The organism is Rhizobium sp. 22-785-1 (assembly GCF_053521965.1).
In genome coordinates this window covers 46,392-72,076 of the sequence record NZ_JBNWDI010000007.1, presented here as the reverse complement: position 1 = coordinate 72,076, position 25,685 = coordinate 46,392, and the positions used below count along the sequence as shown (strand labels likewise).

Annotated in this window: 28 protein-coding genes and 3 tRNA genes; 17 read left to right on the top strand and 14 right to left on the bottom strand. The window is 55.3% G+C overall.

Annotated elements, in window-relative coordinates; all coding sequences use genetic code 11:
• The first annotated feature begins 102 nt into the window (after window positions 1-102).
• The gene (locus ACQZ5M_RS15125; protein WP_296020829.1) at window positions 103-315 is read left to right on the top strand and encodes a DUF2842 domain-containing protein; all 213 of its coding nucleotides are present in this window, start codon (window positions 103-105) and stop codon (window positions 313-315) included.
• A 29-nt stretch (window positions 316-344) separates the two neighbouring features.
• Here the strand turns inward: ACQZ5M_RS15125 and ACQZ5M_RS15120 are convergent, their stop codons facing one another.
• On the bottom strand, window positions 345-995 hold the full coding sequence (locus tag ACQZ5M_RS15120; protein ID WP_449080172.1) for a tyrosine-protein kinase family protein: 651 nt from the start codon (window positions 993-995) through the stop codon (window positions 345-347).
• Between the two features lie 215 nt (window positions 996-1,210).
• On the opposite strand from ACQZ5M_RS15120, the gene ACQZ5M_RS15115 reads away from it, so the two are divergent.
• The 3 genes from ACQZ5M_RS15115 (at window position 1,211) to ACQZ5M_RS15105 (ending at window position 3,852) form a co-directional block, all read left to right on the top strand.
• On the top strand, window positions 1,211-1,783 hold the full coding sequence (locus tag ACQZ5M_RS15115; RefSeq protein ID WP_296020824.1) for a polysaccharide biosynthesis/export family protein: 573 nt from the start codon (window positions 1,211-1,213) through the stop codon (window positions 1,781-1,783).
• Between the two features lie 284 nt (window positions 1,784-2,067).
• Window positions 2,068-3,609 carry an undecaprenyl-phosphate glucose phosphotransferase gene (locus tag ACQZ5M_RS15110; RefSeq protein WP_296075672.1) on the top strand — a complete coding sequence of 514 codons (1,542 nt, stop codon included), beginning with the start codon at window positions 2,068-2,070 and terminating at the stop codon, window positions 3,607-3,609.
• A gap of 93 nt (window positions 3,610-3,702) precedes the next feature.
• Complete coding sequence (locus ACQZ5M_RS15105) at window positions 3,703-3,852, top strand: hypothetical protein (RefSeq protein WP_296020819.1); 150 nt, start codon at window positions 3,703-3,705, stop codon at window positions 3,850-3,852.
• Window positions 3,853-4,241: 389 nt separating this feature from the next.
• Here the strand turns inward: ACQZ5M_RS15105 and ACQZ5M_RS15100 are convergent.
• From ACQZ5M_RS15100 to ACQZ5M_RS15090, 3 genes are all read right to left on the bottom strand, one after another.
• A tRNA-Pro gene (locus tag ACQZ5M_RS15100) sits at window positions 4,242-4,318 on the bottom strand.
• A 214-nt stretch (window positions 4,319-4,532) separates the two neighbouring features.
• On the bottom strand, window positions 4,533-5,093 hold the full coding sequence (locus tag ACQZ5M_RS15095; protein WP_296082801.1) for a dual specificity protein phosphatase family protein: 561 nt from the start codon (window positions 5,091-5,093) through the stop codon (window positions 4,533-4,535).
• Window positions 5,094-5,191: 98 nt separating this feature from the next.
• Window positions 5,192-5,779 (bottom strand): YqaA family protein, encoded by a 588-nt coding sequence (locus ACQZ5M_RS15090; RefSeq protein ID WP_296038220.1) that lies wholly within the window; start codon window positions 5,777-5,779, stop codon window positions 5,192-5,194.
• A 493-nt stretch (window positions 5,780-6,272) separates the two neighbouring features.
• On the opposite strand from ACQZ5M_RS15090, the gene ACQZ5M_RS15085 reads away from it, so the two are divergent.
• Window positions 6,273-6,920, top strand: coding sequence for an exopolysaccharide biosynthesis protein (locus tag ACQZ5M_RS15085; RefSeq protein ID WP_296075702.1), 648 nt, complete (start codon window positions 6,273-6,275; stop codon window positions 6,918-6,920).
• A gap of 40 nt (window positions 6,921-6,960) precedes the next feature.
• On the opposite strand, the gene ACQZ5M_RS15080 is transcribed toward ACQZ5M_RS15085, so the two are convergent.
• Complete coding sequence (locus ACQZ5M_RS15080) at window positions 6,961-7,245, bottom strand: hypothetical protein (RefSeq protein ID WP_449080247.1); 285 nt, start codon at window positions 7,243-7,245, stop codon at window positions 6,961-6,963.
• Window positions 7,246-7,459: 214 nt separating this feature from the next.
• Here ACQZ5M_RS15080 and ACQZ5M_RS15075 point away from each other — a divergent pair.
• The 3 genes from ACQZ5M_RS15075 (at window position 7,460) to ACQZ5M_RS15065 (ending at window position 8,383) form a co-directional block, all read left to right on the top strand.
• Window positions 7,460-7,534 (top strand) — tRNA-Asn (locus ACQZ5M_RS15075).
• A 257-nt stretch (window positions 7,535-7,791) separates the two neighbouring features.
• Entirely contained in the window at window positions 7,792-8,121 is a 330-nt protein-coding gene (locus tag ACQZ5M_RS15070) for a helix-turn-helix domain-containing protein (RefSeq protein ID WP_296038258.1), read from the top strand.
• 1 nt (window position 8,122) lies between these two features.
• Window positions 8,123-8,383, top strand: a complete 261-nt coding sequence (locus ACQZ5M_RS15065) for a hypothetical protein (protein ID WP_296022199.1) — start codon at window positions 8,123-8,125, stop codon at window positions 8,381-8,383.
• Window positions 8,384-8,516: 133 nt separating this feature from the next.
• Here the strand turns inward: ACQZ5M_RS15065 and ACQZ5M_RS15060 are convergent, their stop codons facing one another.
• Window positions 8,517-8,840 carry a DUF2934 domain-containing protein gene (locus tag ACQZ5M_RS15060; protein WP_296022200.1) on the bottom strand — a complete coding sequence of 108 codons (324 nt, stop codon included), beginning with the start codon at window positions 8,838-8,840 and terminating at the stop codon, window positions 8,517-8,519.
• 168 nt (window positions 8,841-9,008) lie between these two features.
• Between ACQZ5M_RS15060 and ACQZ5M_RS15055 the strand changes: the two genes are divergently transcribed.
• Window positions 9,009-9,254, top strand: coding sequence for a hypothetical protein (locus ACQZ5M_RS15055; RefSeq protein WP_296082795.1), 246 nt, complete (start codon window positions 9,009-9,011; stop codon window positions 9,252-9,254).
• A 121-nt stretch (window positions 9,255-9,375) separates the two neighbouring features.
• Here the strand turns inward: ACQZ5M_RS15055 and ACQZ5M_RS15050 are convergent, their stop codons facing one another.
• Together ACQZ5M_RS15050 and ACQZ5M_RS15045 are read right to left on the bottom strand one after the other, a co-directional pair.
• Window positions 9,376-9,819 carry a TIGR02594 family protein gene (locus tag ACQZ5M_RS15050; protein ID WP_449080171.1) on the bottom strand — a complete coding sequence of 148 codons (444 nt, stop codon included), beginning with the start codon at window positions 9,817-9,819 and terminating at the stop codon, window positions 9,376-9,378.
• Between the two features lie 988 nt (window positions 9,820-10,807).
• Window positions 10,808-11,074 (bottom strand): DUF982 domain-containing protein, encoded by a 267-nt coding sequence (locus tag ACQZ5M_RS15045; RefSeq protein WP_296022258.1) that lies wholly within the window; start codon window positions 11,072-11,074, stop codon window positions 10,808-10,810.
• Window positions 11,075-11,263: 189 nt separating this feature from the next.
• Between ACQZ5M_RS15045 and ACQZ5M_RS15040 the strand changes: the two genes are divergently transcribed.
• The 4 genes from ACQZ5M_RS15040 (at window position 11,264) to sseA (ending at window position 16,058) form a co-directional block, all read left to right on the top strand.
• The gene (locus ACQZ5M_RS15040) at window positions 11,264-12,712 is read left to right on the top strand and encodes a cryptochrome/photolyase family protein (protein WP_449080170.1); all 1,449 of its coding nucleotides are present in this window, start codon (window positions 11,264-11,266) and stop codon (window positions 12,710-12,712) included.
• 119 nt (window positions 12,713-12,831) lie between these two features.
• Window positions 12,832-13,869, top strand: coding sequence for a cysteine synthase A (locus ACQZ5M_RS15035; protein ID WP_296022207.1), 1,038 nt, complete (start codon window positions 12,832-12,834; stop codon window positions 13,867-13,869).
• Between the two features lie 12 nt (window positions 13,870-13,881).
• A complete protein-coding gene (locus tag ACQZ5M_RS15030) occupies window positions 13,882-14,619 on the top strand; it encodes an alanyl-tRNA editing protein (RefSeq protein WP_296100985.1) in 738 nt (245 codons plus the stop codon).
• A gap of 17 nt (window positions 14,620-14,636) precedes the next feature.
• The gene (sseA, locus tag ACQZ5M_RS15025) at window positions 14,637-16,058 is read left to right on the top strand and encodes a 3-mercaptopyruvate sulfurtransferase (protein ID WP_449080169.1); all 1,422 of its coding nucleotides are present in this window, start codon (window positions 14,637-14,639) and stop codon (window positions 16,056-16,058) included.
• Window positions 16,059-16,098: 40 nt separating this feature from the next.
• On the opposite strand, the gene ACQZ5M_RS15020 is transcribed toward sseA, so the two are convergent.
• Entirely contained in the window at window positions 16,099-16,983 is an 885-nt protein-coding gene (locus ACQZ5M_RS15020) for a DUF4344 domain-containing metallopeptidase (RefSeq protein ID WP_296100984.1), read from the bottom strand.
• Window positions 16,984-17,144: 161 nt separating this feature from the next.
• On the opposite strand from ACQZ5M_RS15020, the gene ACQZ5M_RS15015 reads away from it, so the two are divergent.
• Both ACQZ5M_RS15015 and ACQZ5M_RS15010 read left to right on the top strand, forming a co-directional pair.
• A complete protein-coding gene (locus tag ACQZ5M_RS15015; protein ID WP_449080168.1) occupies window positions 17,145-17,612 on the top strand; it encodes a DUF1203 domain-containing protein in 468 nt (155 codons plus the stop codon).
• 163 nt (window positions 17,613-17,775) lie between these two features.
• A complete protein-coding gene (locus tag ACQZ5M_RS15010; RefSeq protein ID WP_296022217.1) occupies window positions 17,776-19,767 on the top strand; it encodes a bifunctional 2',3'-cyclic-nucleotide 2'-phosphodiesterase/3'-nucleotidase in 1,992 nt (663 codons plus the stop codon).
• Between the two features lie 76 nt (window positions 19,768-19,843).
• On the opposite strand, the gene ACQZ5M_RS15005 is transcribed toward ACQZ5M_RS15010, so the two are convergent.
• A complete protein-coding gene (locus tag ACQZ5M_RS15005) occupies window positions 19,844-20,800 on the bottom strand; it encodes a LysR family transcriptional regulator (RefSeq protein WP_449080167.1) in 957 nt (318 codons plus the stop codon).
• Between the two features lie 134 nt (window positions 20,801-20,934).
• On the opposite strand from ACQZ5M_RS15005, the gene ACQZ5M_RS15000 reads away from it, so the two are divergent.
• The gene (locus ACQZ5M_RS15000; protein WP_296081477.1) at window positions 20,935-21,549 is read left to right on the top strand and encodes an FMN-dependent NADH-azoreductase; all 615 of its coding nucleotides are present in this window, start codon (window positions 20,935-20,937) and stop codon (window positions 21,547-21,549) included.
• A gap of 62 nt (window positions 21,550-21,611) precedes the next feature.
• Here the strand turns inward: ACQZ5M_RS15000 and ACQZ5M_RS14995 are convergent, their stop codons facing one another.
• Window positions 21,612-21,920 carry an HlyU family transcriptional regulator gene (locus tag ACQZ5M_RS14995; RefSeq protein WP_449080166.1) on the bottom strand — a complete coding sequence of 103 codons (309 nt, stop codon included), beginning with the start codon at window positions 21,918-21,920 and terminating at the stop codon, window positions 21,612-21,614.
• Window positions 21,921-21,984: 64 nt separating this feature from the next.
• Window positions 21,985-23,235 carry a threonine ammonia-lyase gene (gene ilvA, locus ACQZ5M_RS14990; protein ID WP_449080165.1) on the bottom strand — a complete coding sequence of 417 codons (1,251 nt, stop codon included), beginning with the start codon at window positions 23,233-23,235 and terminating at the stop codon, window positions 21,985-21,987.
• A 114-nt stretch (window positions 23,236-23,349) separates the two neighbouring features.
• On the opposite strand from ilvA, the gene ACQZ5M_RS14985 reads away from it, so the two are divergent.
• A complete protein-coding gene (locus ACQZ5M_RS14985) occupies window positions 23,350-24,810 on the top strand; it encodes a TrkH family potassium uptake protein (RefSeq protein WP_296022231.1) in 1,461 nt (486 codons plus the stop codon).
• A gap of 5 nt (window positions 24,811-24,815) precedes the next feature.
• On the opposite strand, the gene ACQZ5M_RS14980 is transcribed toward ACQZ5M_RS14985, so the two are convergent.
• Both ACQZ5M_RS14980 and ACQZ5M_RS14975 read right to left on the bottom strand, forming a co-directional pair.
• Window positions 24,816-24,897: transfer RNA gene (locus tag ACQZ5M_RS14980), tRNA-Leu, on the bottom strand.
• Window positions 24,898-24,960: 63 nt separating this feature from the next.
• Window positions 24,961-25,671 carry a nuclease gene (locus ACQZ5M_RS14975; RefSeq protein WP_296022233.1) on the bottom strand — a complete coding sequence of 237 codons (711 nt, stop codon included), beginning with the start codon at window positions 25,669-25,671 and terminating at the stop codon, window positions 24,961-24,963.
• Window positions 25,672-25,685: the final 14 nt, after the last annotated feature.

Here is a 25,685-nt window from a genome sequence, read left to right as displayed (position 1 = left end):
TTGGTTTGCCTCAACCCGCAGGGCAAAACAAGGGGGTTGCCTTTGCGGCATCCGGTCGCGGCTGCTATAGAGGGACAGTACGAGTCAGCGACGGAATATGGCATGCATCCCCGCCTCAGATCATTCATCGGCACAATCGTTATCATTCTGCTGGTGGTGACTTATGCCATCGTCGCAACGGCTTTTGCCTCCGCCATGCTTGCCAACCATCCCTGGTGGGTTCACCTCGGCTATTTCGTTCTATCCGGCCTGCTGTGGATCTTGCCTGCGATGCTCATCATCAAATGGATGGCGGGGCCGAAGCGGCAGAAGTGAGCGCTACTCTCCCTCACGTCAATTAGGCGTTATACCAGAGCCTTAGGACTTTGCCTGTCGCGCGATGAGGATATCATTGCAATGATCTGGCTATGACCACTTTTTTGAAAAGCGGAAGCGGCATCGCGAAGGACCGTAGGGTCGCCATCCGGCACGGAAACGACCACATCCGCCTCGACATATTTGAGTATGCGGGAAATTTCTCCAGGATCGGCCGCGCCGAACTCCAGCAAGACAGTGTCGTAGCTTCCCGACAATGCGCCCAGGATCATTACCAGCCGTTCGAGAATTCCGCTTACGCGCTGGCCGGAACCAGTACCCCTTGGTACGAGATGCGCGGTGGAAAGTCGATCTCGATGGATCGTTTCTCCGAAGGCGGCGTCGCCAGTTAACAAATCCATGATGCCAGGCAGTTTCTCGTCCGAAGCCATCAACCGCGATGGAGCACCGGATGCCGTCATATCCACCACTACGACAGAGCGCGCCAGTTCCGCGATCGCCCTTGCCAGCATCACAGTTGCCGTAGACCCCTCCGCACCGCTTGGAGAGGCCACGACCGTCACAGGCTTTGCACCGGTCATAACGAGGAGATCGGCCACATAGGCGACAGGAAGACCGCTTGGCGCCGAGATAGCATCCAGATCGTCCTCAGCTTCGGTGGCGTTGTCATTGGCGTTCATGGCTCTTGCGTTCCGTATTTGCGGCGGCGTGACTCGATTGATCGCCGCCTCCTCACTCTAATTCTCATGCGGTAACGCAACGGTTAAGCGTCCTGCCTCTCTGGCTTATGATACCCTATTCAGTGAAATTATTCGCAGAACATATTTCTTTACCGGGCATTAACCATAACGAACGGATAAGTGAGGGCACGAAATGTTCCGGAGCCCGATTGCGAATGAGTTTCGCTATCCCACGTCTGATATCGGCTTTTGCCATCACCGCAGCGTTAACGCTGGCAGGCTGTGCTGCGTATCAACCGGCACCGGCCGCGATCAATGCAGTTGCCTTGCAGCCATACCGACTGGATAGCGGTGACCGCCTGCGCGTTACGGTTTTCGATCAGGCTGGCCTGACCAACACTTACACTGTCGATCAGGCCGGCTACATTGCCTTCCCACTTGTGGGCCAAATTCCAGCCCGCGGCAGAACCGCCAAACAGGTCGAAGCAGCACTCGCCCAACAGCTTCGCAAGGGTTATCTACGCAATCCCGATGTCAGCATCGAAGTCGACCGTTACCGGCCTATCTTCGTGATGGGCGAAGTCGGCCGGCCGGGGCAGTATTCTTACGTGCCCGGCATGACCATCCAAAACGCCATTGCTATCGCAGGGGGATTCACTTCGCGTGCCAATCAGCGAGACGTCGATGTGACGCGTAAGCTCAATGCCGATGTCACGACCGGCCGCGTTCTTATCACTGCGCCTGTTCTCGGGGGCGACACGATCTATGTTCGGGAACGTTTCTTTTGATGAAGCTTCCCATCACCAACACCCTGCTTGATCGCAGATAACCGGATTTTCAAGTTCAGCGACAGAAGCGATGAGCGTCAAACCGGCGACCTCAAGCTCTGTTCAAAGTTGCGGGTAAACAGGTATTGCGTATCCCGCCCCCTCTATTGCGCCGAAGCGCGGCAATTCTTGTCGACCTGCCCCTGAAATGAGGGTAAAAAAGCGATTTCTAATGTGAAAATCGTCAACGCTTCTTTTAGTATCGATGACTTATTCATACCACCAAAGAAAAGTGGGATAGGTCTATGGACAACTCCGCAGGAGACGGTCGCAACTCCGAGCTCGATGCCTTGCATCGGCAACTTGCAGCAGTAGCCAAGAGCCAGGACGAGGCCCCAAGCCTTAATCCACTCGCCCGCCAGGTCGCCAATCAGCTGCGCAGCACCAGCCACTCTCCAAACATGATCATTGGGCAACTACGCCTTTTCGAGTTCGCCGGCCTCTCCGTTATTTCACTCGCTCTCAATGGCATTGATATCGCTGGCGGCGCGCTCACTCATCTCACCATTGCTGCTGCCTGCCTCTTCAATGCCGGCTTGTGCGCCCTCTTGCTTCAGGTCACAGACACATATCAGCTTCCATCGCTTCGCCGCCCGCTGGCGATGATTGGACGCATATTGGGGTCGTTCCTTGCTTCTTGCGCCATTACCGGCACTGCCATACGCCTTCTTCTGGCTAACGGCGTATATACTTGGCAAGACTTAGCACTTTGGGCTGCTGCGGGCTCAGGCTTTCTTTTGCTGGAGCGAGTGATCGTTGGCATTGCCATCCGCCACTGGGGTCGTAACGGCGTGATGGAACGCCGTGCTGTCATCGTGGGAGGTGGACAGGCAGCGAAAGACCTTATCCGCTCCCTTGAACAGCATGACAACGACATCCGGATCTGCGGTATTTTCGACGACCGCAAGGGCGACCGCTCGCCCGATATTGTGGCAGGTTATCCAAAACTTGGAACCTTCGCCGAACTTGTGGAGTTCGCGCGGTTGACCAAGCTCGATATGCTGATCATCTCACTGCCGCTGAGCGCGGAAGCTCGTATCCTCGACCTCATCCGCAAGCTCTGGGTCTTGCCGGTGGATATTCGCGTCGCCGCCCACGCCCATAAACTCCGTTTTCGCCCCCGCTCCTATTCGCGCGATGGCGGCGTGCCTATGCTCGACGTGATGGATAAACCGCTTCGGGACTGGGATGGGGTGGCGAAACGAATCTTCGATATCTTTTTCAGCCTGATCGCGCTCTCGCTCCTCTGGCCGGTGATGATCGGCGCGGCCATCGCCGTCAAGAGCACGTCCAAGGGTCCGATTTTGTTCAAGCAGAAACGACATGGTTTCAATAACGAAACGATCAATGTCTGGAAATTCCGTTCCATGTATACGGAAATGAGCGACCCCAGCGCCGTGAAGGCCGTGACGAGAAACGACCCACGTGTCACGCCAGTTGGTCGTTTTCTTCGCAAATCATCGCTCGACGAGTTGCCACAGTTCTTCAATGTTTTAGCAGGCGATTTGTCTCTGGTGGGCCCGCGTCCGCACGCCGTTCACGCGCAGACGGGCGATCTGAAATATACCGAAGTCGTCGAACATTACTTTGCTCGCCATAAAGTCAAGCCGGGCGTGACCGGATGGGCTCAAATCAATGGATGGCGGGGAGAGATCGACAATAGTGACAAGATAAAACAGCGGACCGCCTTCGATCTCTACTATATCGAAAACTGGTCCCTCCTGCTCGACCTCAAAATTCTGTTTCTAACGCCGATTCGCTTGTTGAAGTCTGATAACGCCTACTGAACGACCAATATTATGATACCGCTTACCCCTTGGAACTCTCAGAGATTTTGGGCGTTAAAGCGCTGTGAATCTTAACTTTCAGGGGAAATCCGAATGACACGAACCAACAATCTTTATCTCATCATCGGCGCACTGGTTGTGGCAGTAGCAGCCTTGGGCATTTATGTCTGGCATGAAGAAAGCAAGCCGAAGGGTATCGAAATGAATATCGGTCCAAATGGCGTTTCAGTGCAGGAAAACTAATAAGCCAGATGTGGAAAGCGCAGCCCTTAGGGAGCTGCGCATTTTGCACTTTGTAGCATAGACTGCTTCACGCAAGTCCTACGAAGGACAGAATCATCCCAACCACAACGACCAGACCGACGATGTAAATAATACTGTTCATTTCTCTCTCCATTCGCAATTGCCAGGCATCGAAGCCGATGCGTCATCTCGTTACGATGGACTAACCCCTCTGCAAGGCATGGCGTTCCATTAGAAAAATCAAAAATGAAGCATGCACTGCACGAGTGAGATAGGTGCGTCGAATCAACGTGGGCGCCAGATGTGAAGCACACCAAATACGCTTCCGATTGCCCGGTACGGACTGAAGAAATTCGCCGAAAGAAGAGGTTTGGGGAGAACCTCGTGAATGGTCGGAGCGACAGGACTTGAACCTGCGACCCCTTGACCCCCAGTCAAGTGCGCTACCGGGCTGCGCTACGCTCCGACACAAGAGAGGCGTTTATATAGAAGGCGCGCTCCGTGCAACCCTAAAAATAAACGGCTGCGGACAAAAAGGCTGAACTGTGCTTATTCTCGCGTGACGCGCCTTCCCGTCGAAGTGAACCGTAAAAATGTCCAAGCGCTTTCTTGGCGTCGTCCGCCCCTGATTAGCTTGCACCTACGGGCTCAATGGAGCTCGCCAGGGACCCGTCCACGCGTCACATTGTTGCCAGATGGGTCTCGATCGTCTCCCAACTCTGATCCATTGGATAGGCTTGCGAGATGATCGGGACCGCGAGGTGGCCATAGCGGATCGACAATTGCTTCTCGGCCGTTTCCGGATTGATGCCGGCGATCTTGCCGAGATAGATAGCGGAAGCGAGTCCCGTACGATCCGATCCAGATCTGCAATGGATAAGAATTGGTTTGGGCGAAGAGCGCATGATCTCCACAAGCGCTTCCGCCTTATCCATGGAGAGCGCCTCACGTGCGGACATTGCAAAGTCTACGTGACTGATGCCAAGCGCCTTGGATTCGGAAATCTCGTCTTTGTACCAGGTCGAACCGTCATTCTTTCCCCTAAGATTGATGACGGTTTTGATATGGTGCTCCTTGACGTAAGATGCCAATTGCTCGGCACTAGGCTGGTTAGAGCGATACAGCTCTCCAGCCAAGACCTCGTGAAAATTCCCTGACAGTTGGAGAAATCCCAGATAGCCAAAAAAGGCGAGCAGAAGGACCGTGAAAACGGTGAAAAACGCTCTGAATTTTTTTCGCATGATGCCCATCGCTCTACTGTCGTTGAGACGATGGATATTGGCTCAGCCTGACATCAAGATGAATGAAGCTTTCGGATATCTTGTGCTAAGCAGCCATGTCACCGGACGAAGATATAGACCGTGTAGAGTGCAATCAGAGCGCTGGCGACAAGGGCAGCGATCAAACCTAGGCGCTTTTCAATGAAGTGACGAATGCCTTCGCCATATCGCTGTAGCAAAAGTGCCAAAATGAAAAAGCGCGCTCCGCGCGTCACAATTGCGGTGATAATGAATAATGCAAGGCTGATATTGGCCGCGCCAGACAGGATTGTCACCACCTTGATTGGAGGAAGGTGAGCCAGCCCGGACGTGATCAACAAAAGGACGATCGTCTCATAATCGACGGACGCCTTGAGATTTTCAAACGTGTCTGCCTTACCGTAAAATTCCAGGATCGGGCGGGCGATGCTTTCAAAAGCATAATGGCCAAGATACCAGCCAGCAATTCCGCCAAGGACGGAAGCGACCGTCGCTACCGTGGCATAAAAAATGGCTCGACGCGGTCTTGCCAGAACCATCGGTAAAAACAAAACGTCAGCAGGCAGAAAAAAGATCGAACTCTCGACGAACGCGATAATGGCAAGCCACCAGACCGCAGTTTTTCTCGCTGCGAGGTTCATCGCCCAGGCGTAGAGGCCCTTCAGCATCTTTCTCTCCATTCGGTCTGCTAGGATTTTCGGCAGGGGTGTGTAGCCAAAGCATTAGCTTCCACCGCGAGGCTTTGCAAATGATGCAGCGCAACATTGTGGCAAAGAGGACATAAGAATGCTGCGACGCGGAAAATACTTTTATTGAGTTTTAAGATAAATCAAAGGGCATCATGGTGCAACGCAGCAATAAAGTTGTTTGTCCTGGTATTCCTGTTCAATCGGAGTAGTATGGTAAGAGCGAGGACATACTGAGGAGGAGACAGTTATGGACTACGTTAATTTCTTTACTTCACTGAACCCGTTTATTCTCGGAATTCTCATGGCGGTCCTATTATTGGGCGCCTACAATAAGTGGGTTTCCCACTAACGCAGTGAGATGTCCGTGGAACGTCCGAGATCTTGATCGCAATCCGCCCGGCGGATTTGCGGATGGTCACTCTATGGCATGAGTGATATCACTTCCGAAATCGAAACGAATTCGGGAGACAGCATGACGCAGGACTTCGGTTTCAAGGATACGTCAGAGAATCTCAGCACAGTTTTACAACGCCTGATCGATCAGTTGCGAGGAAAGACGATCACTCTGAGAGAGTTGATGGAGGCTATCGGCGAGCAAGGGCTTCTTTTGATGTGCGCCATCGCGTCGTTACCATTTTTGATTCCTGTCTCCATTCCCGGCGTCAGCACCGTCTTCGGTGCGGCCATCATCATGATCAGTCTTGCTGTTACGCTGAACCGCCTTCCATGGCTTCCAAAGCGCATTCTGGACAAGCAGATGGAGACTGCGCGTCTCGTGCCTGCCCTGCAAAAGGGCATCAACATCGTTTCCTGGCTTGATCGCTACATTCGCCCACGAATGCTTTCACTGACGACTGGACTCTTGATGAACAGGGTCAATGGCCTTGCCATCATGAGTGCCGGTCTCTTGCTGATGATGCCACTGGGCTTCATTCCGTTCTCAAATACCTTGCCGGGAGTTGCGATTCTTCTGTTCTCTGCAGGGATGATCCAGCGTGACGGCGCGACCGTTCTGGGCGGCTATCTGTTTCTATCGCTAACGGTGGTCTACTTCGCCGCCCTCGCCTACGCGGCGGTCTGGGCTGGACAGGGGCTCAGCAACTCGCTTTCTGGCGCTTAAGAGCGTGGCTCGTCCTTTGGGACGCTCTATCGTCTTGAACCTACGCTTCGTGCTTTCCTGACATCGATTCCGATCCACGGTCCGATGCTGTAGCGCGGTCTCGGCGCGCCTGACGGGCGCGTTTGCGATACTCCCACCAGATTGCGAGCTGTCTGCGCTTGCGGCGAACGAAACGCAAATCCTGCGACAAAACGAGAAGCCCTAGAGGCACCATCCAGAAGCCGAGGATCGGCAAGAAGCCCAGCAGACCGCCAACGACCAACAATGTACCGATAACGATGCGCCCGACACGCGAGCGGGGCATCGCTACGCTCCATTTACCCATATGGAGTCGCCCGGTTTTGGGATGGAGACCGAAATTCACGCCAGAATACCTCGGTTGAAAAGTGTCATGAGATTTTTTTTAACATCGTCATGCCCGGAAAAGTGGGGCCTTCAGTGGATAAAACAAGAGGAATGCATTTTTTTTGAAAAAAGCGCTTGGCAAATCGTCAAAGCGTTTGTATTACCCCGCTCACGCCACGACAAGCGGCGCACGTTCCCTGGTAGCTCAGCGGTAGAGCATTCGACTGTTAATCGACAGGTCGCCGGTTCGAATCCGGCCCGGGGAGCCATTTTACAATATACCGCATTGTAAAAAACCCCTTTCCTACTATCGCTAAAAAAACTGCTTAGTCTGCACATTGTTCGAAGCATGTCGCAGATGGTTTAAGCCTTGTTCATGTTTTTCGAGAATGCAGAATCAACGGCGTTCGTGAAGACCATACCCACGGTTTCCGAAAAGCGATTCCGGTTCCCGCTTCAATGTTGTAGGACAAGACAAGACCGCAGCATCCGCTTCGGTCAAGTTGCAGCCATGGAGACTGCTGACATGTCTATCACCGCTTCACAATGCAGAGCCGCACGAGCGATGCTCGACTGGTCACAGGAGACGCTGGTCGAAGGTGCCGATATCGAGCTGGACATCCTTTGTGCCTTCGAGCACGGCCATAGCAAGTTGGATCTCGAACTACAGGATCGGCTTCGCGCAGCTCTGGAGAAGGCAGGTATTTCTTTTATAGACGACAATCAGACATCTGCGGCGGGCGGTCCAGGGGTGCGGATGTTGAGGTCGCCCGGCGAGTTCGATACCGACCAGAGCAAAACGGTGCAATACACGGAAAATTTGGCGCCGGACGCGCCAACAGGGGCTGGAGGCTGACATGTCCAAGAAGCAGAAAATGGAACACTCGGAGTTTTCCGGGGAATTCGAGGATGACGGCGTTACTGTTTTGGTGGATATTTTTCGGCCGGCGGGAACGCAACAGGACTGGCAACTGGAAGTCATCTCCGAAGAGGACGATGTCACCACTTGGGACGAGCCCTTTGCCACCGATAAGGATGCTTGGGAGGAGTTTCTGGCTACCTGCGAAAGAGACGGTATCCGAAGCTTTCTTGGCGACGAGGAGCCTGCTGTTCATTGATCGCAGTTACAGACACTTTGGGTTTGCGCTACGCACTCTGAAAGAGTGTGGAAACCAAAAGACTAGAAGGCGGCCAGTGGTTTGGCCGCCTTGCATCGAAAAAATGGGGAGCTTCGCGGCTACCCCGCGGGTGTTAGCGCTTGCCTGCGCGGCCCGATACGGCGGTCGATGTGGCTGACACCGGATCGCTTGCTGGAAATGTATCCTCCAGCCCCTCTTCGAACCCGGCCTCTGGATCACGCTCTTGCTGCGACTGTTCGCGGTTGAGCGATACGACAGCGGGTGACTGGTCAGCCGACGCTTCAGGCGCTTCGCCGAGAACCGACGTGTTCCTGTCGGCGTTGATTTCCATTTCAGCTTCGCTCCAATGGCGGTCGTGGTCGCCATCGCGCCGACCTTCGCTCTCCCACTTCTCATAGGCCTTCTTGCGTATTTCGGATTCACGATCGACTTGCATGGTGCTTCTCCCGTTTTGGATATCGGGAAAACAAATTGCACTCTTATTGGTTCCTACTCGCCTGCTGCAGCGTCTATCAAGATGGGGTGAAGCATTGACAGGAAGGAACGAAGCCACGCCCCGCCCGTTGTCGTACCGAACAGTCACTGAATAATTATGGAGCACACCATGACCGACGAAAGATCAACCACCGACCAGAACAATCATCTTGATATCAAGGAAGAAGACGTGGCTCGCTTCGAGACGCAGGGAGATCTCACGCAACATCAACAGGAAGTTGACCCAGATGAGCTGATTAGCCTGCGAGCGCGCAAACAAGCTGCACGCCAGCACGAGGACGCTTTCATCGTTGCAACTGACTTGGAAGACGATGACCAGCGTGATGCAGCGCCGGGTACTCGCGAGCAGCCATAAGGCTAAATCGCCTCGAGAGGACTTGAAGGAAAGTTTGTTCTTATTCCCAACTCCTCTCGGGTGGCGACGAGCTCCCAAGAACCCATTGCAGGCTAAGGGCGTTATCGGCTGGGTAGTCCCATCACCGCCGGACCGAGACGATGGACTTCCTGCTGAAATTGGATACCTGGACGCGACCAGACTGGTTGCCGCCGAGGATTTGAGCAGTAGCACCGCTCATGCTTTTTAAAATTCCTGCGTGGTAGCGCTTGCCGCTTCTGACGACAACGACATCTCCGGGCTTGGCAGCGCCGACCGGAACGGCATAACCGAAGGATTTCCAGGATTTGGCGAAACCTGATGATTTCGGAGGGGTTCGTCCAGATTGCTCCGCGACGACACTGAGGAAGTGACCGCACCATGGGGTTTTACGGGGGTTGACGCCCAAAATCGCTTTCAGCGTCTTATTGTTCTTGCCCTCATGGAGCCCGGCATACCGCTCGGCTTGGTTCAACATGCCCGCCGAGACGGGTGTTACGACTGCGGCGCAAAGCCCTACAGCCAAAAGAAACGCAGATACTCTCACACTTTTGCCCTTTAAAAGCACAGGACGTCCCGGCTCCAGCCCGCGCCGAAGTGCCCTTGCGCACATTCAAAGTAGGGCAGTCTTGGGAGCGATACTGCTCGCTCACTGCGACTGCTGTCGAGCCGTCTATGCTTCGAATTTAGCGAGAATTTGACGAGACATGGGCGTTTGTGGGTATGTTTGCCCGGAAATCGCCCATCGTGTTACCAAAACTGAGAAGCCTATTCCGGATTTTGCTCATTATTGAAAACGTCTTCTACTCCCAACATTTGGGTCCTGTTCTCATCCCATTTTGTGATTAAAAGCCGCCCGGTCTCACTTCGGCGGCAACGAGCCGATGGCGTGAATTCATGAGCGGCATTAGTGTTCTTGCCATTGCCTCGCCGACGATCTCGGGAGCATGTGAAGCAGCATTCAGTCCACCGGCAATGCCGCCATAGTCGGTAGACGGCCCCCAGGGGAAACAGCCGTCTTTACCTTATAAACCATTGAAAAAATTGGCTTCTACGACTACAAGCGAGATGCAAGCCGTCGTATCTGTGTCCAAAGTAGGCTCTCGCTTGTTCCTGTAAATGCTGCCATTTAGCGTAAGGGCTCGGAGCGTTCGGAAGTTGTCATAGCCGAGAATAGAAGAGCTTGGGCTCACCTGCCACATCCCGCGCCGGTTGAAACCGGTAGAGGTCACCGTCATACCATACGATTGCATAAAACCCGATTGTGATCTGAGCAACTGATCAGTCGATTTCGCACTACGGCGCCCTGCCCCATTCCAGTCTGATTCCCTCCAGCCGGCGCTGCGTTAACGGTTCAGCAACCTTTTTTTTCGCGATCAATTCGTGCTGGGAGAGAGTATTTTGAGGCAAAGATGTGTCGGTAACTCATGAGCCATCCTGACGTCGTGAGGGATTTGGCACATCAAAAAGCCACCCGGCGGGGACGCGACGGGTGGCTGAAAAGGTCATCTTCGCGAAAAGATTAGGCGGAGCGCTTAAGATGCGAGTTTGGGCATCTCCACAAGACGATTTGCATCGCGGCTTGCCTCTACAAAGGCGGTGCGTGCAATTTCGCCAGACACGCTGCCCAGAAGCGAGGCCCTGCAAAGGCGCAATGCCTGCTCATACGCCTTGCCATGGCGGCTGGGCCACTCGTGTTGGAGAAAGTCAAAGGCTTCATAAGCGCCGTTGAAGGTGCGAGGCGCGCCGTTCTCCAGGGAGATCACGACAGGCGCATCCCATTTAACTTCATTCAGCATCATCGGTGGGTCTTCCATACTCAATTCACGTGCCTCCAACGCTACCTCCGCCATATGGTTCCACTGGTTTTCATTTAAAACCAACAAAATTTACCCTTTAAAAACCATAGGTACCGCACCACCGTATTATGCTCGTTGCAACGGAGCAAAACATCTCCGCAGGCGTTAAAAGAGCAAAGCAGGAAACGCTCCATGACAAAGCAGGAAAGCCCTATAATCCTTTGGTTTCGCAAGGATTTGCGTCTGACCGACAACCGCGCTTTAGCGGCTGCTCGCGAGCATGGTGGAAGTGTGATACCCGTCTATATCCGTGAGGAAAACAACGGCACGAACGGGCCGCTGGGCGGCGCTCAGGAATGGTGGCTGCATCATTCGCTCAAGGCTCTAGCAGAGGAGTTGGAAAAGCTTGGAAGTCGCTTGATCCTTCGCAGCGGAAACTCTGCCGACACCCTGAAGTCACTTGTCGAAGACACCGGGGCGAGCGCGGTCTTCTGGAATCGACGATATGACCCCGATGGCATGGAGATCGATCGCCAGCTGAAGAGGAAGCTTCGCGATGACGGGTACGAGGTTGAAAGCTTTCCAGGCCATCTTCTCCACGAACCGTCCAAGGTGACGACTAAGAGCGGCGGGCCCTACCGCGTCTACACGCCCTTCTGGCGCGCCATCGAAGGGGGAGACGAACCACCGGAGCCGATGGTCAAGCCGAGGAAGATACCGACACCTTCAGGCTGGCCGAAATCGGAAAAGTTGGAGGATTGGAAACTCCTGCCGACAAAGCCCGATTGGGCGAAAGACTTCGCGGAGGTTTGGACGCCAGGCGAAGCGGGAGCAAAAAAGCGGTTGGATGATTTCATCGATTCCGCGCTGAAGGGATACGAGAAGGGCCGCGACTTCCCGGCTCAGCCATCGACCTCGATGCTCTCGCCGCATCTGGCTCATGGAGAAATAACTCCAGCCCAGATCTGGCACGCCACTCGAGGCCTCTCGTCCCACATCGCCTCAAACGACATCAGCCGTTTCCGCAAGGAGATCGTCTGGCGAGAGTTCTGCTATCACCTCCTCTTTCACTTCCCCCAACTTGGCGAGAAGAACTGGAACGACAGTTTCGACGCATTCGACTGGAAAACGGATACAGCCAAATTCAACGCCTGGAAGAAGGGAGTGACCGGTTATCCGATCGTAGATGCTGGCATGCGCCAATTGTGGAAGCATGGCGTCATGCACAATCGCGTGCGGATGATCACAGCTTCTTTCATGATCAAGCATCTCCTGATCGATTGGCGAAAAGGTGAGACGTGGTTTCGTGACACGCTGGTGGATGCAGACCCGGCATCGAATGCAGGCAACTGGCAATGGGTGGCAGGATCAGGCGCCGATGCCTCGCCCTTCTTTCGGATTTTCAATCCAATCATCCAGGGGGAGAAGTTCGACCCAGATGGCGAGTACGTCAAAACTTTCGTACCCGAGCTCGAAAAGCTCGATGCCAAGTTCATTCACAAGCCGTTTGACGCGCCAAAGCAGGTGTTGGCAAAGGCCGGGATAGAACTTGGCAAGACTTACCCAAAGCCAATCGTTAATCACAATGAGGCGCGCCAGCGCGCACTTGCCGCCTATTCCGATATCAAGAAGAGTGAATAAGGGGGTAATGGCAAGATTTTGCGCTGGAACCCTCTTCGCCAGAAGATAATTTCTTGTCACAAGGTCGATAGATAACGACATAACGGCTTTGAATCGCTGACTGGACAGAAGGCCTGATCATGACCATCCACTCTTCCGTGCTGACCGCAATTGGCAACACCCCGCTCATCCGCCTCAAGGCAGCATCCGAAGCCACGGGCTGCGAAATTCTTGGCAAGGCTGAGTTCATGAATCCGGGCCAGTCTGTCAAGGACCGCGCCGCGCTCTTCATTATCCGCGATGCGGAACGCCGCGGCCTCTTGCGTCCTGGCGGCACTATCGTGGAGGGTACTGCTGGCAATACGGGCATTGGGCTGGCTCTGGTCGCGAACGCGCTTGGCTATAAGACCGTGATCGTCATTCCCGAGACGCAGAGCCAGGAAAAGAAGGACGCGCTGAAGCTCCTCGGCGCGCAGCTTGTCGAAGTGCCGGCCGCCCCCTACTCCAATCCCAACAACTATGTGAAGGTTTCCGGTCGTTTGGCAAAGCAGCTTGCCGAGACGGATCCCAACGGGGCTATCTGGGCAAACCAGTTCGACAACGTCGCCAATCGGCAGGCGCATATCGAAACGACAGCGCCTGAAATCTGGGATCAGACGGATGGCAAGGTGGATGGCTTCATCTGCGCCGTCGGCTCCGGTGGCACGTTGGCGGGCGTTGCGGACGGTCTTCGCGATTTCAATCCCGATATCAAGATCGGTCTTGCCGATCCAGAAGGTGCCGCTCTTTACGAATTCTACAAGAACGGCGTTCTGAAATCCCAAGGTTCGTCCATTACCGAGGGCATTGGCCAGGGACGCATCACGGCCAATCTTGAAGGCTTCACGCCGGACTTCGCTTATCAAATCCCTGACTCCGAAGCGCTGCCGATTATCTTCGAATTGATCACCAAGGACGGCCTATGCCTCGGGGGCTCGTCGGGCATCAACATTGCTGGCGCAATTCGGCTTGCCCGCGACCTCGGACCGGGGCATACAATCGTCACCATACTTTGTGACTACGGTAACCGTTACCAGTCCAAGCTCTTCAATCCTGACTTTCTGCGGTCAAAGGGCCTTCCCCTTCCCGCATGGCTGATTGAGAAGAAAGAGCTTTCGGTTCCGTACGAAACCGTCTGAGGTAAATGCAGCATGCCCGTGAATGCCCTGTTTCGTGATGATTTTTATCTTTCAACTTGCGAAGCGGTGGTTACGGCAGTGCATGATGATGGTGGCATAGAGCTGGATCAGACCTGCTTCTATGCCACATCCGGCGGCCAGCCCGGCGATACGGGTTTTCTCGAGCGCGCCGACGGCTCGAAGATCGAACTTGGTGTCACGCGACATGGCGACGACAAGAGCGTCATCATCCATGTTCCTCTGGAAGGCCAGCCAGCACCAGAGGTCGGCGAAAAGCTTACTCTCCATATCGACTGGCAGCGTCGCTATAAGCTGATGCGCATGCACACGGCATGTCATCTGCTGTCCGTTGTCTGCTCATGGCCGATCACTGGTGCGGCCGTTGGCGAGGACGAGTCGCGGGTCGATTTCGACATGTCCGAGACGATCGACAAGGATGCGATCACCGCCAAGCTGATGGAACTTGTCGCTGAGAACCACCCCATCTACCTTCAATGGATCACCGATGAGGAATTGGCGGCCAATCCCGGCATCGTCAAATCCAAGCATGTTCGCCCGCCGGTTGGCCTTGGCCGCGTCAGTCTTGTCTGCATCGGCGAAAACTCTTCGGTTGACAGCCAGCCCTGCGGCGGCACTCATGTATCGGAGACGCAGGAAGTTGGCGAAATTTACATCGCCAAGATCGAAAAGAAGGGCAAGGAAAACCGCCGTTTCCGCATTCGCTTCGGCAAACCCGCCGACGCTGCCTGATTTCTGGGAGAAACATCGTGAGCACCGATAAAAGCCGTTTCGTCGTTTCGGTGGACTGGGTCGAGCAGCAGCTTGGAACCCCAAATTTCCGTATTGTCGATGCCTCCTGGTATCTGCCGGCGCACAAGCGCGATGGGAAGCAGGAATATGCGAGCGGACATATTCCAGGCGCCGTGTTCTTCGATCAGGACGCAATTGCCGATCATGACACGGGGCTTCCCCATTCGCTGCCCTCCCCGGAATTTTTCGCCGAGGAGGTCGGTAAACTTGGAATCAGCGAATCCGACACGATCGTAGTCTATGATGGACCCGGCTTTTTCTCCGCGCCGCGTGTCTGGTGGATGCTGCGTGTTATGGGCGCCGAAAAGGTTTACGTTCTGGATGGTGGTCTCGACGGCTGGAAGGCCGCGGGCAAACCGCTTGAAGCGGAAGCCACGCAGGTAGAGCCAGCAGAATTCAATGCCGAGTTCAAGGCGAGCCGCGTCACGTCTTTCTCCGATATGCGCGCCATTGTCGATACCGGTGAAAAGCAGGTGGCAGACGCCAGAGGTGCTGGCCGCTTCACCGGAGACGAGGCCGAGCCCCGCGCCGGTATGCGCTCTGGCCACATGCCGGGCGCTCGCAGCCTGCCAGCCACGGCCTTCTCAGAAAATGGCCATTTCAAGGACTTGCCGACCATCCGCAAAATGATTGAAGACGCCGGTATCGATATCTCCAAGCCTGTGGTCACAAGTTGCGGCTCGGGCGTAACCGCTGCCGTCGTGACCCTGGCGCTGGAATCGCTCGGCCACTCGGACAATTCGCTCTATGACGGCTCGTGGTCGGAATGGGGATCGAAGCAGGATACGCCTGTCGTCACGGGTCCCTCAGAGCCGGTACCCCCGACGCCCTACGGTCCTTTGAAAGCCCATGTCACGCAGCTGGAAATGACATCCGCGCCTAAGGTCAGCCTGCCGGTGCCGGTCAATATCCAGACCGCGATCATGCGCACCCACAATATCCCGTTGCATTTCTATCGCTATCTTTACTGGCGTGTCGGTAAGCGCTGGCACTGGCAAAAGCGCATGCGAATGAGCGATCCTGAGCTTTCTGCCGTCTTGAACGACCCCAAGAACTGTGTGACCGTGCTTTATCTGAACGGTTCACCAGCCGGCTTTTTCGAGTTCAACAAGGGCGATGGAGAGGTCACTGAACTCTCCTATTTCGGTCTCATGGAAGAAGCGATCGGCGCCGGTGTCGGCAAATGGTTCCTGCTTCAGGCGCTCTATTCGATCTGGCAGGACAATCCGAAAAAGGTAACCGTCTCCACCAACACGCTCGATCATCCCCGCGCATTGCAGCTTTACCAGATGATGGGCTTTTCGCCGGTCAGCACCTACGAGGCCTGGGTAGAGCCATTGACCGACAGCGAGTATCTGGAAATTTCACGTCGCAGTTGAAGGCCCTCATCGCTCCGCGTGGATCAAGCCAAGCGGAGCGTTACAATTCCTGACCAAGATTGACGGCTGTCGGAATTTCCTTTGCCGGCGCATCGCCGCGATCGCCATTGCTTGCTAGAAGATGTGCGGCAATCAGCTCGCCGTGAAACCTGGCAAGCTCGTAGCAATAGGTGATTTCGCGGCGTTCTGCTGACCAATAGGTATCCGGCCTCCCGCAGCTTCTGGCCGTCAGCTTCACCTCACCCTTGAGATCATAGGCACTAAAGCCGCGGGCAATCAGATCGAGAACCTTCGATTCCTTTACCATCGTTGCATAGATGTCGAGGAAGGGGTCGCGCGCAGGCTCGTATCGTATATCGAATTTCGTTGTTCCCGGCGTCTTGGCATGCGGCTTGAGCAGCTCAGTCCAGCGAGCAACTGTTTGCGGGTAAGCCGTTTCGCAGGCCTTCCACTCGTTTTTGGGCAGCCCCATCATCGTGGCCAGATCGCCATATCCAGCTTCATCCTTACCGACCATAAGGCAGGCCATCTGCTGATCACGCCCGACTTTTGGAACAAGCACCGTATAGACAGGCGGATTGTGTTCTGGAAGTGTTTGCGCGCTCCGCGCCAGATACCAACTATCGGTGGCGTTGACGATTGCGGTATCCAACCATTCCTGGTTTGCCTCTAGCATGATCGTTGCCGCCAGCTCGTCCGCTGCATCCTTGCCTTCGCCCGGACTGGATAGGGCAAAATCCGAGATCAGCATCTTTGACGCTTCGTGATAGAGGCCGAAAACGGCATTACCGATGACGAAATTCACGGTCTGCTGCAATTGCTCGTCGGACAAATCGTCCAGCGCCGGCGCAACCTGCGCCTGTGCCACAGGCATGACGGAACATAGAAGAACAACCGAAAGAACGGTTCGAAACCTGCGCAGCATTGACGTAAACTTTCCAGAACGAGACGCAGCATAGATCGCTAAACAGAACGGCCCACGCAATGGGTTGGTATCGCTTACCGACAAGAAACGGGTGGATAGCAGACCGTTTGGCGATCATAGCGGCAAAGAAGCAACTGATAGATCACCGTCAAGGAGCAGCCATGACCGCCATCCTCTTTCGCGCCATTCCTCCAGCCCATGCGCACGCCATCCGCAGTGGCGCGCCCGATTCGAACGGTCAGCCACCGGAACGGATAATCGCTATGGACAACTTTCCCTGTCGTGCTTGCCTTGGCCAGATACAGCGTGGTGAGCCGATGCTACTTCTCTCTTACCGTCCGTTTCGTCACCTACAGCCTTACGCCGAGACAGGACCGATCTTCATTCATGCCGAGCCCTGCGCTCCCCTTGAGGCGGCTCAAGTGCTGCCCATCATGCTCGACAGCACCGACTACATCGTCCGGGGCTATGATGCAGGCGATCGCATTGTCTATGGCACTGGCGCCGTGACGCCGACTGCCAAGATCGTCGTGCGTTCACAGGAACTGCTTGAAAGTCCAGACATTGCCTATGTGCATGTTCGCTCGGCGCGAAACAACTGCTTCCAGTGCCGCATCGACAGGGCGTGACGTCAAAAACGACGTCGTAGCATTGAATATTAATTTTTTCTTATGCGGCCTGCTGAGCGGGCCGTGTCACACACCTGTCATTTTGCTGATAGACTCCTCTGCAATTCGTTCTACCTTGTCCCGCGTCGAGACAGGTCAATCGTATTTCACATCAGGAGTTTCCATGTCTTCCCTTATCGGCCTTCACCCCATTACCCGCCGTTCCCTTCTCAGCGGTATTGCGGCGTCTTCGGCGCTTGTCATGCTGCATCCCTTCGCGGCGCGCGCTCAGGGCAATCAGGCGCATCTTCGCATCATGGAAACCACCGACATTCACGTCCACGTTTTTCCTTACGATTACTATGCCGACAAGCCGAACGACACGCTGGGCCTTGCCCGTACCGCATCGCTGATCGACGCCGTGCGTGCAGAGGCTGGCAACTCCATGCTGGTCGACAATGGCGACTTCCTCCAAGGCAATCCGCTTGGCGATTACATTGCCTATGAGCGCGGCATGAAGGCAGGCGACAAACATCCGGTCATCAATGCCATGAATGTGCTTGGTTACGATTGCGGCACACTCGGCAACCACGAGTTCAACTATGGGCTCGATTTCATGTTCAACACACTGGGTGGCGCAAACTTCCCTTATGTCTGCGCCAACCTGACTAAGGGTCAACTCGCATCAGACCCAAAGCAGGACGACCTTTTCTTCAAACCCTATGTGATTTTGGAAAAGCAGATCCGTGACGGCTCCGGCGCAACAAGCCCCATCAAGGTCGGCATCATCGGCTTTGTGCCGCCGCAGATCATGATGTGGGATGCCAAGAACCTGGAAGGCAAAGCGCAGACGCGCGACATCGTGGACGCTGCCAAAGCCTGGGTGCCGGTCATGAAGGAACAGGGCGCGGATATTGTGATAGCACTCTCCCACTCCGGCATCGACGGCAAGGGCCAGAGCGAACGCATGGAAAATGCTTCGCTTTATCTCGCTGGCGTCCAAGGCATCGACGCGGTATTTACCGGTCACCAGCATCTGGTTTTCCCTGGCCCCAAGACGTGGGATGGAATCGATGGTGCCGATCCGGTTAAGGGCACATTGATGGGCAAGCCTGCCGTAATGGCTGGTTTCTGGGGTTCGCATATGGGCCTCATCGATCTGCTGCTGGAAAAGGACGGCAAGAGCTGGAAGATCGTCGACTTCACCTCAGAAGCCCGACCGATCTATCACCGCGACGACAACCGCAAGATCGTTGCGGATGTAAAGGACAAGCCGGAGGTCATCGAAGCGGTCAAGAAGGACCATGATGGAGCGCTTGCCTATGTGCGCCGTCCCGTCGGCAAGAGCTCTGCGCCGCTCTACTCCTATTTTGCGCTAGTGGCCGATGATCCGTCGGTCCAGATCGTCTCTAATGCTCAGACTTGGTACATCAAGGACATGCTGAAGGACGGGCAGTACAAGGACCTGCCGGTGCTTTCTGCGGCAGCACCGTTCAAGTCGGGCGGTCGTGGCGGTGCTGACTATTATACGGATGTCCCTGCCGGTGACATTGCGATCAAGAACGTCGCCGACCTCTATCTCTATCCAAACACAGTGCAGGCCGTGCTCATCAACGGCGCGCAGGTGAAAGACTGGCTGGAGATGTCGGCCGGCATGTTCAACACGGTCAAGGCAGGATCCAAGGATGCGCCGCTGCTGAACAATGATTTCCCATCCTATAATTTCGACATCATCGATGGGGTCACCTATCAGATCGATGTCTCGAAACCTGCCAAGTTCGACAAGGATGGCAAGGCAGCCAACCCGGACAGCAGCCGCATCGTCAATCTTCAGTTCCAGGGCAAACCGATCGATCCGGAGCAGAAGTTCGTTGTCGCCACCAACAATTATCGTGCCAGCGGTGGCGGCAAGTTCCCGGCCATCGGTAGCGACAAGATCATCTTCGTCGCGCCCGATACCAACCGCGATGTGATCGTGCGCTACATTATGGATCAGGGCACGATCAATCCATCTGCTGACGATAACTGGTCGTTTGCACCAGTCTCCGACACCACCGCCATTTTCGAAACCGGCCCGAAAGGCCGCCAATACGCCAAGGATGTGAAGGGCGCCAAGATCGAGGAAGCGGGCGACGGCGCCGAAGGCTTCGCGAAGTTCCGCCTGATGTTGGGATAATGGCCGTGGCGGCGGCTTCAAGCCGCCGCCATCATACACCTCGATAGATACCCCTCGTTAGCTGGTCAGAGAGATCTTATTCCGCAGCGTCTTTAAGCGTTATGGGACGCACGGCATTCAAAAAGCTCTTATTGTCCGGGCATTTGGATAGTCGTTGCTGAAAATTGTCGATTAGCCATTGGCTCGCCGGACCCGCAGGCGTGTCGGCTCTGCGCAGCGAATAAAGTGGATACTCGCCGAGTTCGTAGGCATCGAGATCAAGTACCTTGAGACTACCGTTCATGATGTCGCCTCGAACAAGCGATGCCGGCAATCCGCCCCAACCGAGACCACCTTTGATCAACTGATACTTGGTTGCGATGTCACTGACGCGCCATGTCTTATACGAGAGAACATTGAAATCGCGACCCTTGGTGAGGCCGGACATATCCATCACCACCATCTGCACCTCTTCGCGTACATCGGCGAGTGTCACCGGGCGGTTCAGTCTCGCCAAGGGGTGATCGCTTGCAGCGACCGGCACCATGAAAGAATGCCCAATCTTTTCGATGACGAGGCCGTCATCCTGCTGGGAGATAGCGCCACCAATGCCGATCAGTGCCTTGCGGCTCCTGACCATATCCATCACCATGCCGAGTTCGCCCACATTGAGCGTCAGCGACACGGTTGGAAATTCGCGTCTGAATTCACGCAGAACCTCGACCACCGCTTCTGCCGGGACGATCGTGCTGAGGACGAGTGGAACCTCGGCTTCCAGGCCCTGCTTCAAACCCTTTGCGCGCGAACGCATCTCTTGCAGACCGGCCACTATCCTGCGCGCATCTTCCAGCATGGCGCGGCCTTCATCCGTCAGCTTGGACTGGCGACCGCTGCGCTCGAACAGACTGACCTCAAGCTGCGCCTCAAGATTGGCGATGGTGTAGCTGACGACTGATTGGGCACGGTTGAGAAGACGCGAAGCAGCTGAAAAGCTGCCGCTTTCGGCAACGGTCAGGAAGACCTGCAACTGGTCGAGCGTCGGGTTCGCGTCCATGTCCCATCCATTTTTTCGATAGCTTCATTTCAGATTATCACAGTTTTCTTGATGGTAAAACTGGCCGATACATCAGCCAACAGAGCGGGTCTGTCCCGCTGCTATCTTCCCAAGACTGACAATGAGGCACCCAAATGTCGAAGATTCTTCTCGTCACCTCCAGCCCACGCGGCGACGAATCGCTTTCCAATAAGTTCGCGTCCGAGCTTGCTACCAAGATCCAGGCACAGTCGAATGGCTCGATCACCCATCTCGATCTCGGCCAGAACCCAATCCCGCATCTCGATTCAGTCACGACTTCCGCAATCCGCAAGCAAGCCGATCAGCGCACGCCGGAAGAGGCTTCCGCCGCAGACTATTCCGACAAGCGCGTCGCTGAACTGATGGACGCCGACACCGTCATCATCGGAACGGGCCTCATCAATTTCTCGATCTATTCCGGCCTGAAATCCTGGATCGACAATATCGCTCGAGCAGGCATGACCTTCAAATACACCGAATCCGGCCCGATCGGCCTGGCAACCGGAAAGAAAGTCTACATCGTTCTGTCCGCTGCTGGCGTGTACTCCGAAGGTCCCGCTGCTTCTCTTGAGCATGCGGTGCCTTACCTCAAGACCGTACTCGGCTTCATGGGCATGACCAACGTAGAAGTCATCCGCATCGAAGGCTTGGCGTTCGGTCCGGAAGCTGCTGAAAAGGCAATTGCTGCCGCAAATGCCAAGGTCGAGGAAATTGCGAAGGCCGCATGAAAAAAGCGGCCATTCCGGCCGCTTCGTTTCAAAAATGCCGACGGTCGCGCTTGTCGCGGCCGTTATTTTTTGTCGGCAAACAGATGCGGCCCGCTCTGGTCGATAATAAGCTTGGCTTTTCTCACGGTGCATTCGACCGCGTCATCCATGCTGGTAAACACATCTGCGCGAACGAATTCGTGAACAAGCAACTCATCGCCGACCGTCTTTTCGATACGGCCTGCCAAGCGGTACTGCGCACCTTCCTTCATCGGCGTGGCATAGATGGTGTATTCGCCGTGCTGATGCGGTTCCGACGTTTCCGTTTTCTTCGGTGCATCCGACTGCAACGCGCCGAAGCCGCCAAAGAGTTTCGAGAAGAACGAGGCCATGCTTTACCCTTCCTGTTATCTTTTGCAGCGCGACCGCCGCCGTCCTGCTTCTTAACGCGTAAGATCAGATTATGAGGTTCGCGAGGATATCGTTTTCGGTAATATCTTCGTAACCGAGCCCTGCCGCTTCGAAACGCTCGAACAGGCCGGTGAAATTCTCACGCGAGGTCGTCTCGATGCCGATCAGGATCGAACCGAAGTTGCGAGCCGACTTCTTCAGATATTCGAAGCGGGCAACATCGTCGTCAGGACCAAGCAGATTAAGAAAGTCGCGAAGCGCGCCAGGGCGCTGTGGCAGGCGCAGGATGAAATACTTTTTCACCCCGGTGAAGCGCATGGCGCGCTCCTTCACGTCCGGCAGACGCTCGAAATCGAAGTTGCCACCGGAAACCACACAGATGACCCGCTTGCCTTCCAGCCTTTCACGCCCGAGCTTCTCAAGTGTTGCAATTGACAGCGCGCCGGCAGGTTCCAGCACCACGCCTTCAAGATTGAGCATATCGATAATCGTCACGCACAATGCGTTTTCCGGAACCAGTTCGACCTGCTCGGCGGAAAAACTCTTGAGCGCCTGAAAATTGAGGTCGCCGATGCGAGCCACTGCGGCGCCATCGACGAAATTGTCGACCTTGTTCAACGTGACTGACACTCCGGCCTCGAGGCTCTTTTTCAGGCTCGGCGCGCCCTCCGGCTCGCAGAAGACAAAGTTTTCTTTCGCCACCGTTCCAGCGAAGTATCCCGTGAGACCGGCCGCGAGGCCGCCGCCGCCGACCGGCATGACCACGAGATCCGGCCTAGCACCGTCAGGCAACTGGTCCATGATCTCCGCAGCAACCGTTGCCTGGCCTTCGATAATGTCCTGATGGTCGAAGGGCGGCACCATATAGGCGCCGTTTTCTTCGACATAGGCACGCGCAGCCGCGTAGCACTGGTCGAAGATGTCGCCTACCAGTTTGATGGAAATGAATTCCGCACCGAAAATGCGGGTCTTATCGATCTTCTGCTGCGGCGCTGTGACTGGCATGAAAACCACGCCCTTCACGCCGAAATGGCGGCAGGCGAAAGCGAAGCCCTGAGCATGATTGCCAGCGGATGCGCAGACGAAAATATTGTCCTTGCCGGCGGTTGAGACAGCCTTGCGAAGAAAGTTGAATGCGCCTCTAATCTTGTAGGAACGAACAGGCGTGAGATCTTCACGCTTCAGCCAAATCTCGGCTCCATACCGGCGGCTGAGATGTTCATTCAACTGCAACGGCGTTTCGGGAAAGATTTCCCGAACTTCGCGCCGTGCGGCTTCTACAAGCAGTTTGTCCACGATTTTCAATCCATTGAAATTCACGATGGCACCCGCTATGCCATAGGAACAGGCTCGACACAAAGACTCTTTGCGCCACTTCGGTACGCGTTACTCGATCAAGGTTTGATTTTTTTGAACGCCAATCTCCTGCGCGCAGTCGTCTATATTACGTCGATCTTCGGCCTTTACATGGCCACGTCAATGTTCGTGCCAGCCATGACGGACCTCTATTACGGCAATAATGACTGGATCGTTTTCGCCGCTTCCGGTTTCATGTGCGGGGGATTTGCGCTGGCCTGCGCGCTCGCAACCCGTGGACCGATGCCGACCTTCAACAAGCGCTTCGGCTTCCTGCTGGTGAACGTGTTGTGGCTGGCGTTTTCGCTCATCGGCGCCGTGCCTCTCTACCTGTCCGAACTCGATCTTTCCTTCGCTCAGGCGCTGTTTGAGTCGATATCTGCGATCACCACCACCGGCTCCACAGTGATTTCCGGTCTCGACCATGCGCCGCAAGGGCTTTTGATATGGCGTTCGCTTCTATGCTGGCTCGGAGGCATCGGCATCGTGGCGCTGGGTCTGTTCGTTCTGCCGCTATTGCGTGTCGGCGGGATGACGTTCTTCAGAATGGAATCCTCCGATACGGCGAGCGACAGGCCATTTGCGCGTCTCGCCAGTTTCACCCGCGCTTTCGTCGGTATTTACGTCCTGATGACGATTGCCTGCGCCATCGCCTTCGATTTCGCCGGGATGACGCATTTCGATGCCGTGAACCACGCCATGTCGGCGATCGCGACAGGAGGCTTCTCCACCCATGACGCCTCGTTCGGTTATTTCGGGGATAATGTCGCGCTGTTGTGGATCGCAACTTTCTTTCTGATTCTCGGCAGCCTGCCCTTCTCGGTCATGATCCTGCTCGCCGTGCGCCGACGCATGGATATTCTCTACGATCCTCAAATCCGGGTGTTTATAGGCTATCTGTGCGCCATCTCGCTCGCCGTCGGCATCTATCACCACATCAACAATGGCGTGGCGCTTCATGTTGCGCTCAGCCATTCCTTCTTCAATATGACGTCGATTCTTTCGACAGGTGGCTTTGCCAGCGACGACTATACGCTTTGGGGGCCTTTCGTCGTGGTAGTCGCCTTCTTCGCTACGTTTATGGGCGGCTGCTCAGGCTCGACCGCGGGCGGCATCAAAGCCTACCGTTTTGTGATCGTCTATAATGTGGTGAAAACCGGCTTGCGGAAGCTTATCTATCCCGATGCCGTCTATCCTGTGCGTTACGGCGCGCAGGTCGTCGATGCCGAAACCATTCGCAACGTCTTCTTGTTCATCAGTTGTTTCATTGCTCTGTGGATCGGCGGCAGCCTGTTGATGAGCGCCATGGGCTACGACTTTCTCACCGCGGCATCCGGTGTTGCCACATCGCTTGCCAATGTCGGTCCCGGCGTCGGCCCGATCATCGGGCCTGCGGGCAATTTCTCCACCATCAGCGATCCAGCGCTCTATCTGCTGTCGATTATGATGCTGCTCGGCCGTCTGGAAATCCTGACCGTGCTCGTGCTGCTGATGCCACTATTCTGGAGAGGTTGAAGATTTGGTACGGGCGGCGGGACTCGAACCCGCACGCTTTCGCTCCGGATTTTAAGTCCGGTATGTCTACCATTCCATCACGCCCGCATGCATTTCCCATCTACACAGCGCGACCGCTTCCGGTCAACTGCAAGAGTTTCTTCAAGCGTATTACCCACACCAGGATGGGCTTGCGGAACCAGCACGGCGTGCAAGTCCCTCTCGGATCAACTGATCGGCAAAAGAAACTCCTGACCTGGACAGGGCTTTTACTTCTGAGCCCTGCCCTCCGGCTGCAACCTTGACGCCGCCGGAGTTCAGCATGTCGCGCAGACGCACCTTGGCGGTGAAGCCGCGCGCACGTTCTTCCATGCAGCGCGCCTGATCCGTTTGCGGGACCTCGATGCCAGCAAGCTTCATCCTTACGCCCTTCATCCAGAAGGTGTTGCCGTCCATCACGCAATTGTTCAGGCCGGAGCGCCCACAAAAGGCAAATGTGCCGGGCTTGGCGCCGAGCGAAACATTTTCCACCTGTGGCCTTTGCGATGGCAAAGTCGCTGGTGGCAGTTGACCAGTGCTCAACGCAGATCCTGCAGAAGCGATAGAGCGTGGCGGAATAGGCGCGCCGGTCGTTGGCAGGCCGACTGTCTGGGAGGGCTTTAGAGCTGCGACCTGCTTGGGCGCACTCGCCTCACGCATCGCGGGTGCTGACGGTTTGGACGCGGATGCAACAACGCCCCTCATCTTTGGTAACAGAGTGTCGCGGTGCTCATAGACCTGAATGCCGCCTATTGCGACACCAAACAGGATCAACCAGGACCAGACGCTGCCACCCTTAGACTTGGACGACGCACGGCGGCTTGAAGGCTTTCTCTTGCTCACAGTACAACTCCTTT

Coding starts and splice junctions, on each gene's coding strand:
- ACQZ5M_RS15105 (WP_296020819.1), top strand. CDS start 3,703: ATGACACGAACCAACAATCTTTATCTCATCATCGGCGCACTGGTTGTG.
- ACQZ5M_RS15055 (WP_296082795.1), top strand. CDS start 9,009: ATGACCGACGAAAGATCAACCACCGACCAGAACAATCATCTTGATATC.
- ACQZ5M_RS15090 (WP_296038220.1), bottom strand. CDS start 5,779: ATGCTGAAGGGCCTCTACGCCTGGGCGATGAACCTCGCAGCGAGAAAA.
- ACQZ5M_RS15070 (WP_296038258.1), top strand. CDS start 7,792: ATGTCTATCACCGCTTCACAATGCAGAGCCGCACGAGCGATGCTCGAC.
- ACQZ5M_RS15035 (WP_296022207.1), top strand. CDS start 12,832: ATGACCATCCACTCTTCCGTGCTGACCGCAATTGGCAACACCCCGCTC.
- ACQZ5M_RS15115 (WP_296020824.1), top strand. CDS start 1,211: ATGAGTTTCGCTATCCCACGTCTGATATCGGCTTTTGCCATCACCGCA.
- ACQZ5M_RS15095 (WP_296082801.1), bottom strand. CDS start 5,093: ATGCGAAAAAAATTCAGAGCGTTTTTCACCGTTTTCACGGTCCTTCTG.
- ACQZ5M_RS14995 (WP_449080166.1), bottom strand. CDS start 21,920: ATGGCCTCGTTCTTCTCGAAACTCTTTGGCGGCTTCGGCGCGTTGCAG.
- ACQZ5M_RS15110 (WP_296075672.1), top strand. CDS start 2,068: ATGGACAACTCCGCAGGAGACGGTCGCAACTCCGAGCTCGATGCCTTG.
- ACQZ5M_RS15085 (WP_296075702.1), top strand. CDS start 6,273: ATGACGCAGGACTTCGGTTTCAAGGATACGTCAGAGAATCTCAGCACA.
- ACQZ5M_RS15065 (WP_296022199.1), top strand. CDS start 8,123: ATGTCCAAGAAGCAGAAAATGGAACACTCGGAGTTTTCCGGGGAATTC.
- ACQZ5M_RS15060 (WP_296022200.1), bottom strand. CDS start 8,840: ATGCAAGTCGATCGTGAATCCGAAATACGCAAGAAGGCCTATGAGAAG.
- ACQZ5M_RS15080 (WP_449080247.1), bottom strand. CDS start 7,245: ATGGGTAAATGGAGCGTAGCGATGCCCCGCTCGCGTGTCGGGCGCATC.
- ACQZ5M_RS15030 (WP_296100985.1), top strand. CDS start 13,882: ATGCCCGTGAATGCCCTGTTTCGTGATGATTTTTATCTTTCAACTTGC.
- ACQZ5M_RS15020 (WP_296100984.1), bottom strand. CDS start 16,983: ATGCTGCGCAGGTTTCGAACCGTTCTTTCGGTTGTTCTTCTATGTTCC.
- ACQZ5M_RS15045 (WP_296022258.1), bottom strand. CDS start 11,074: ATGATGCTGAATGAAGTTAAATGGGATGCGCCTGTCGTGATCTCCCTG.
- ACQZ5M_RS15010 (WP_296022217.1), top strand. CDS start 17,776: ATGTCTTCCCTTATCGGCCTTCACCCCATTACCCGCCGTTCCCTTCTC.
- ACQZ5M_RS15125 (WP_296020829.1), top strand. CDS start 103: ATGCATCCCCGCCTCAGATCATTCATCGGCACAATCGTTATCATTCTG.
- ACQZ5M_RS15000 (WP_296081477.1), top strand. CDS start 20,935: ATGTCGAAGATTCTTCTCGTCACCTCCAGCCCACGCGGCGACGAATCG.
- ACQZ5M_RS15005 (WP_449080167.1), bottom strand. CDS start 20,800: ATGGACGCGAACCCGACGCTCGACCAGTTGCAGGTCTTCCTGACCGTT.
- ACQZ5M_RS15015 (WP_449080168.1), top strand. CDS start 17,145: ATGACCGCCATCCTCTTTCGCGCCATTCCTCCAGCCCATGCGCACGCC.
- ACQZ5M_RS15040 (WP_449080170.1), top strand. CDS start 11,264: ATGACAAAGCAGGAAAGCCCTATAATCCTTTGGTTTCGCAAGGATTTG.
- ACQZ5M_RS15120 (WP_449080172.1), bottom strand. CDS start 995: ATGAACGCCAATGACAACGCCACCGAAGCTGAGGACGATCTGGATGCT.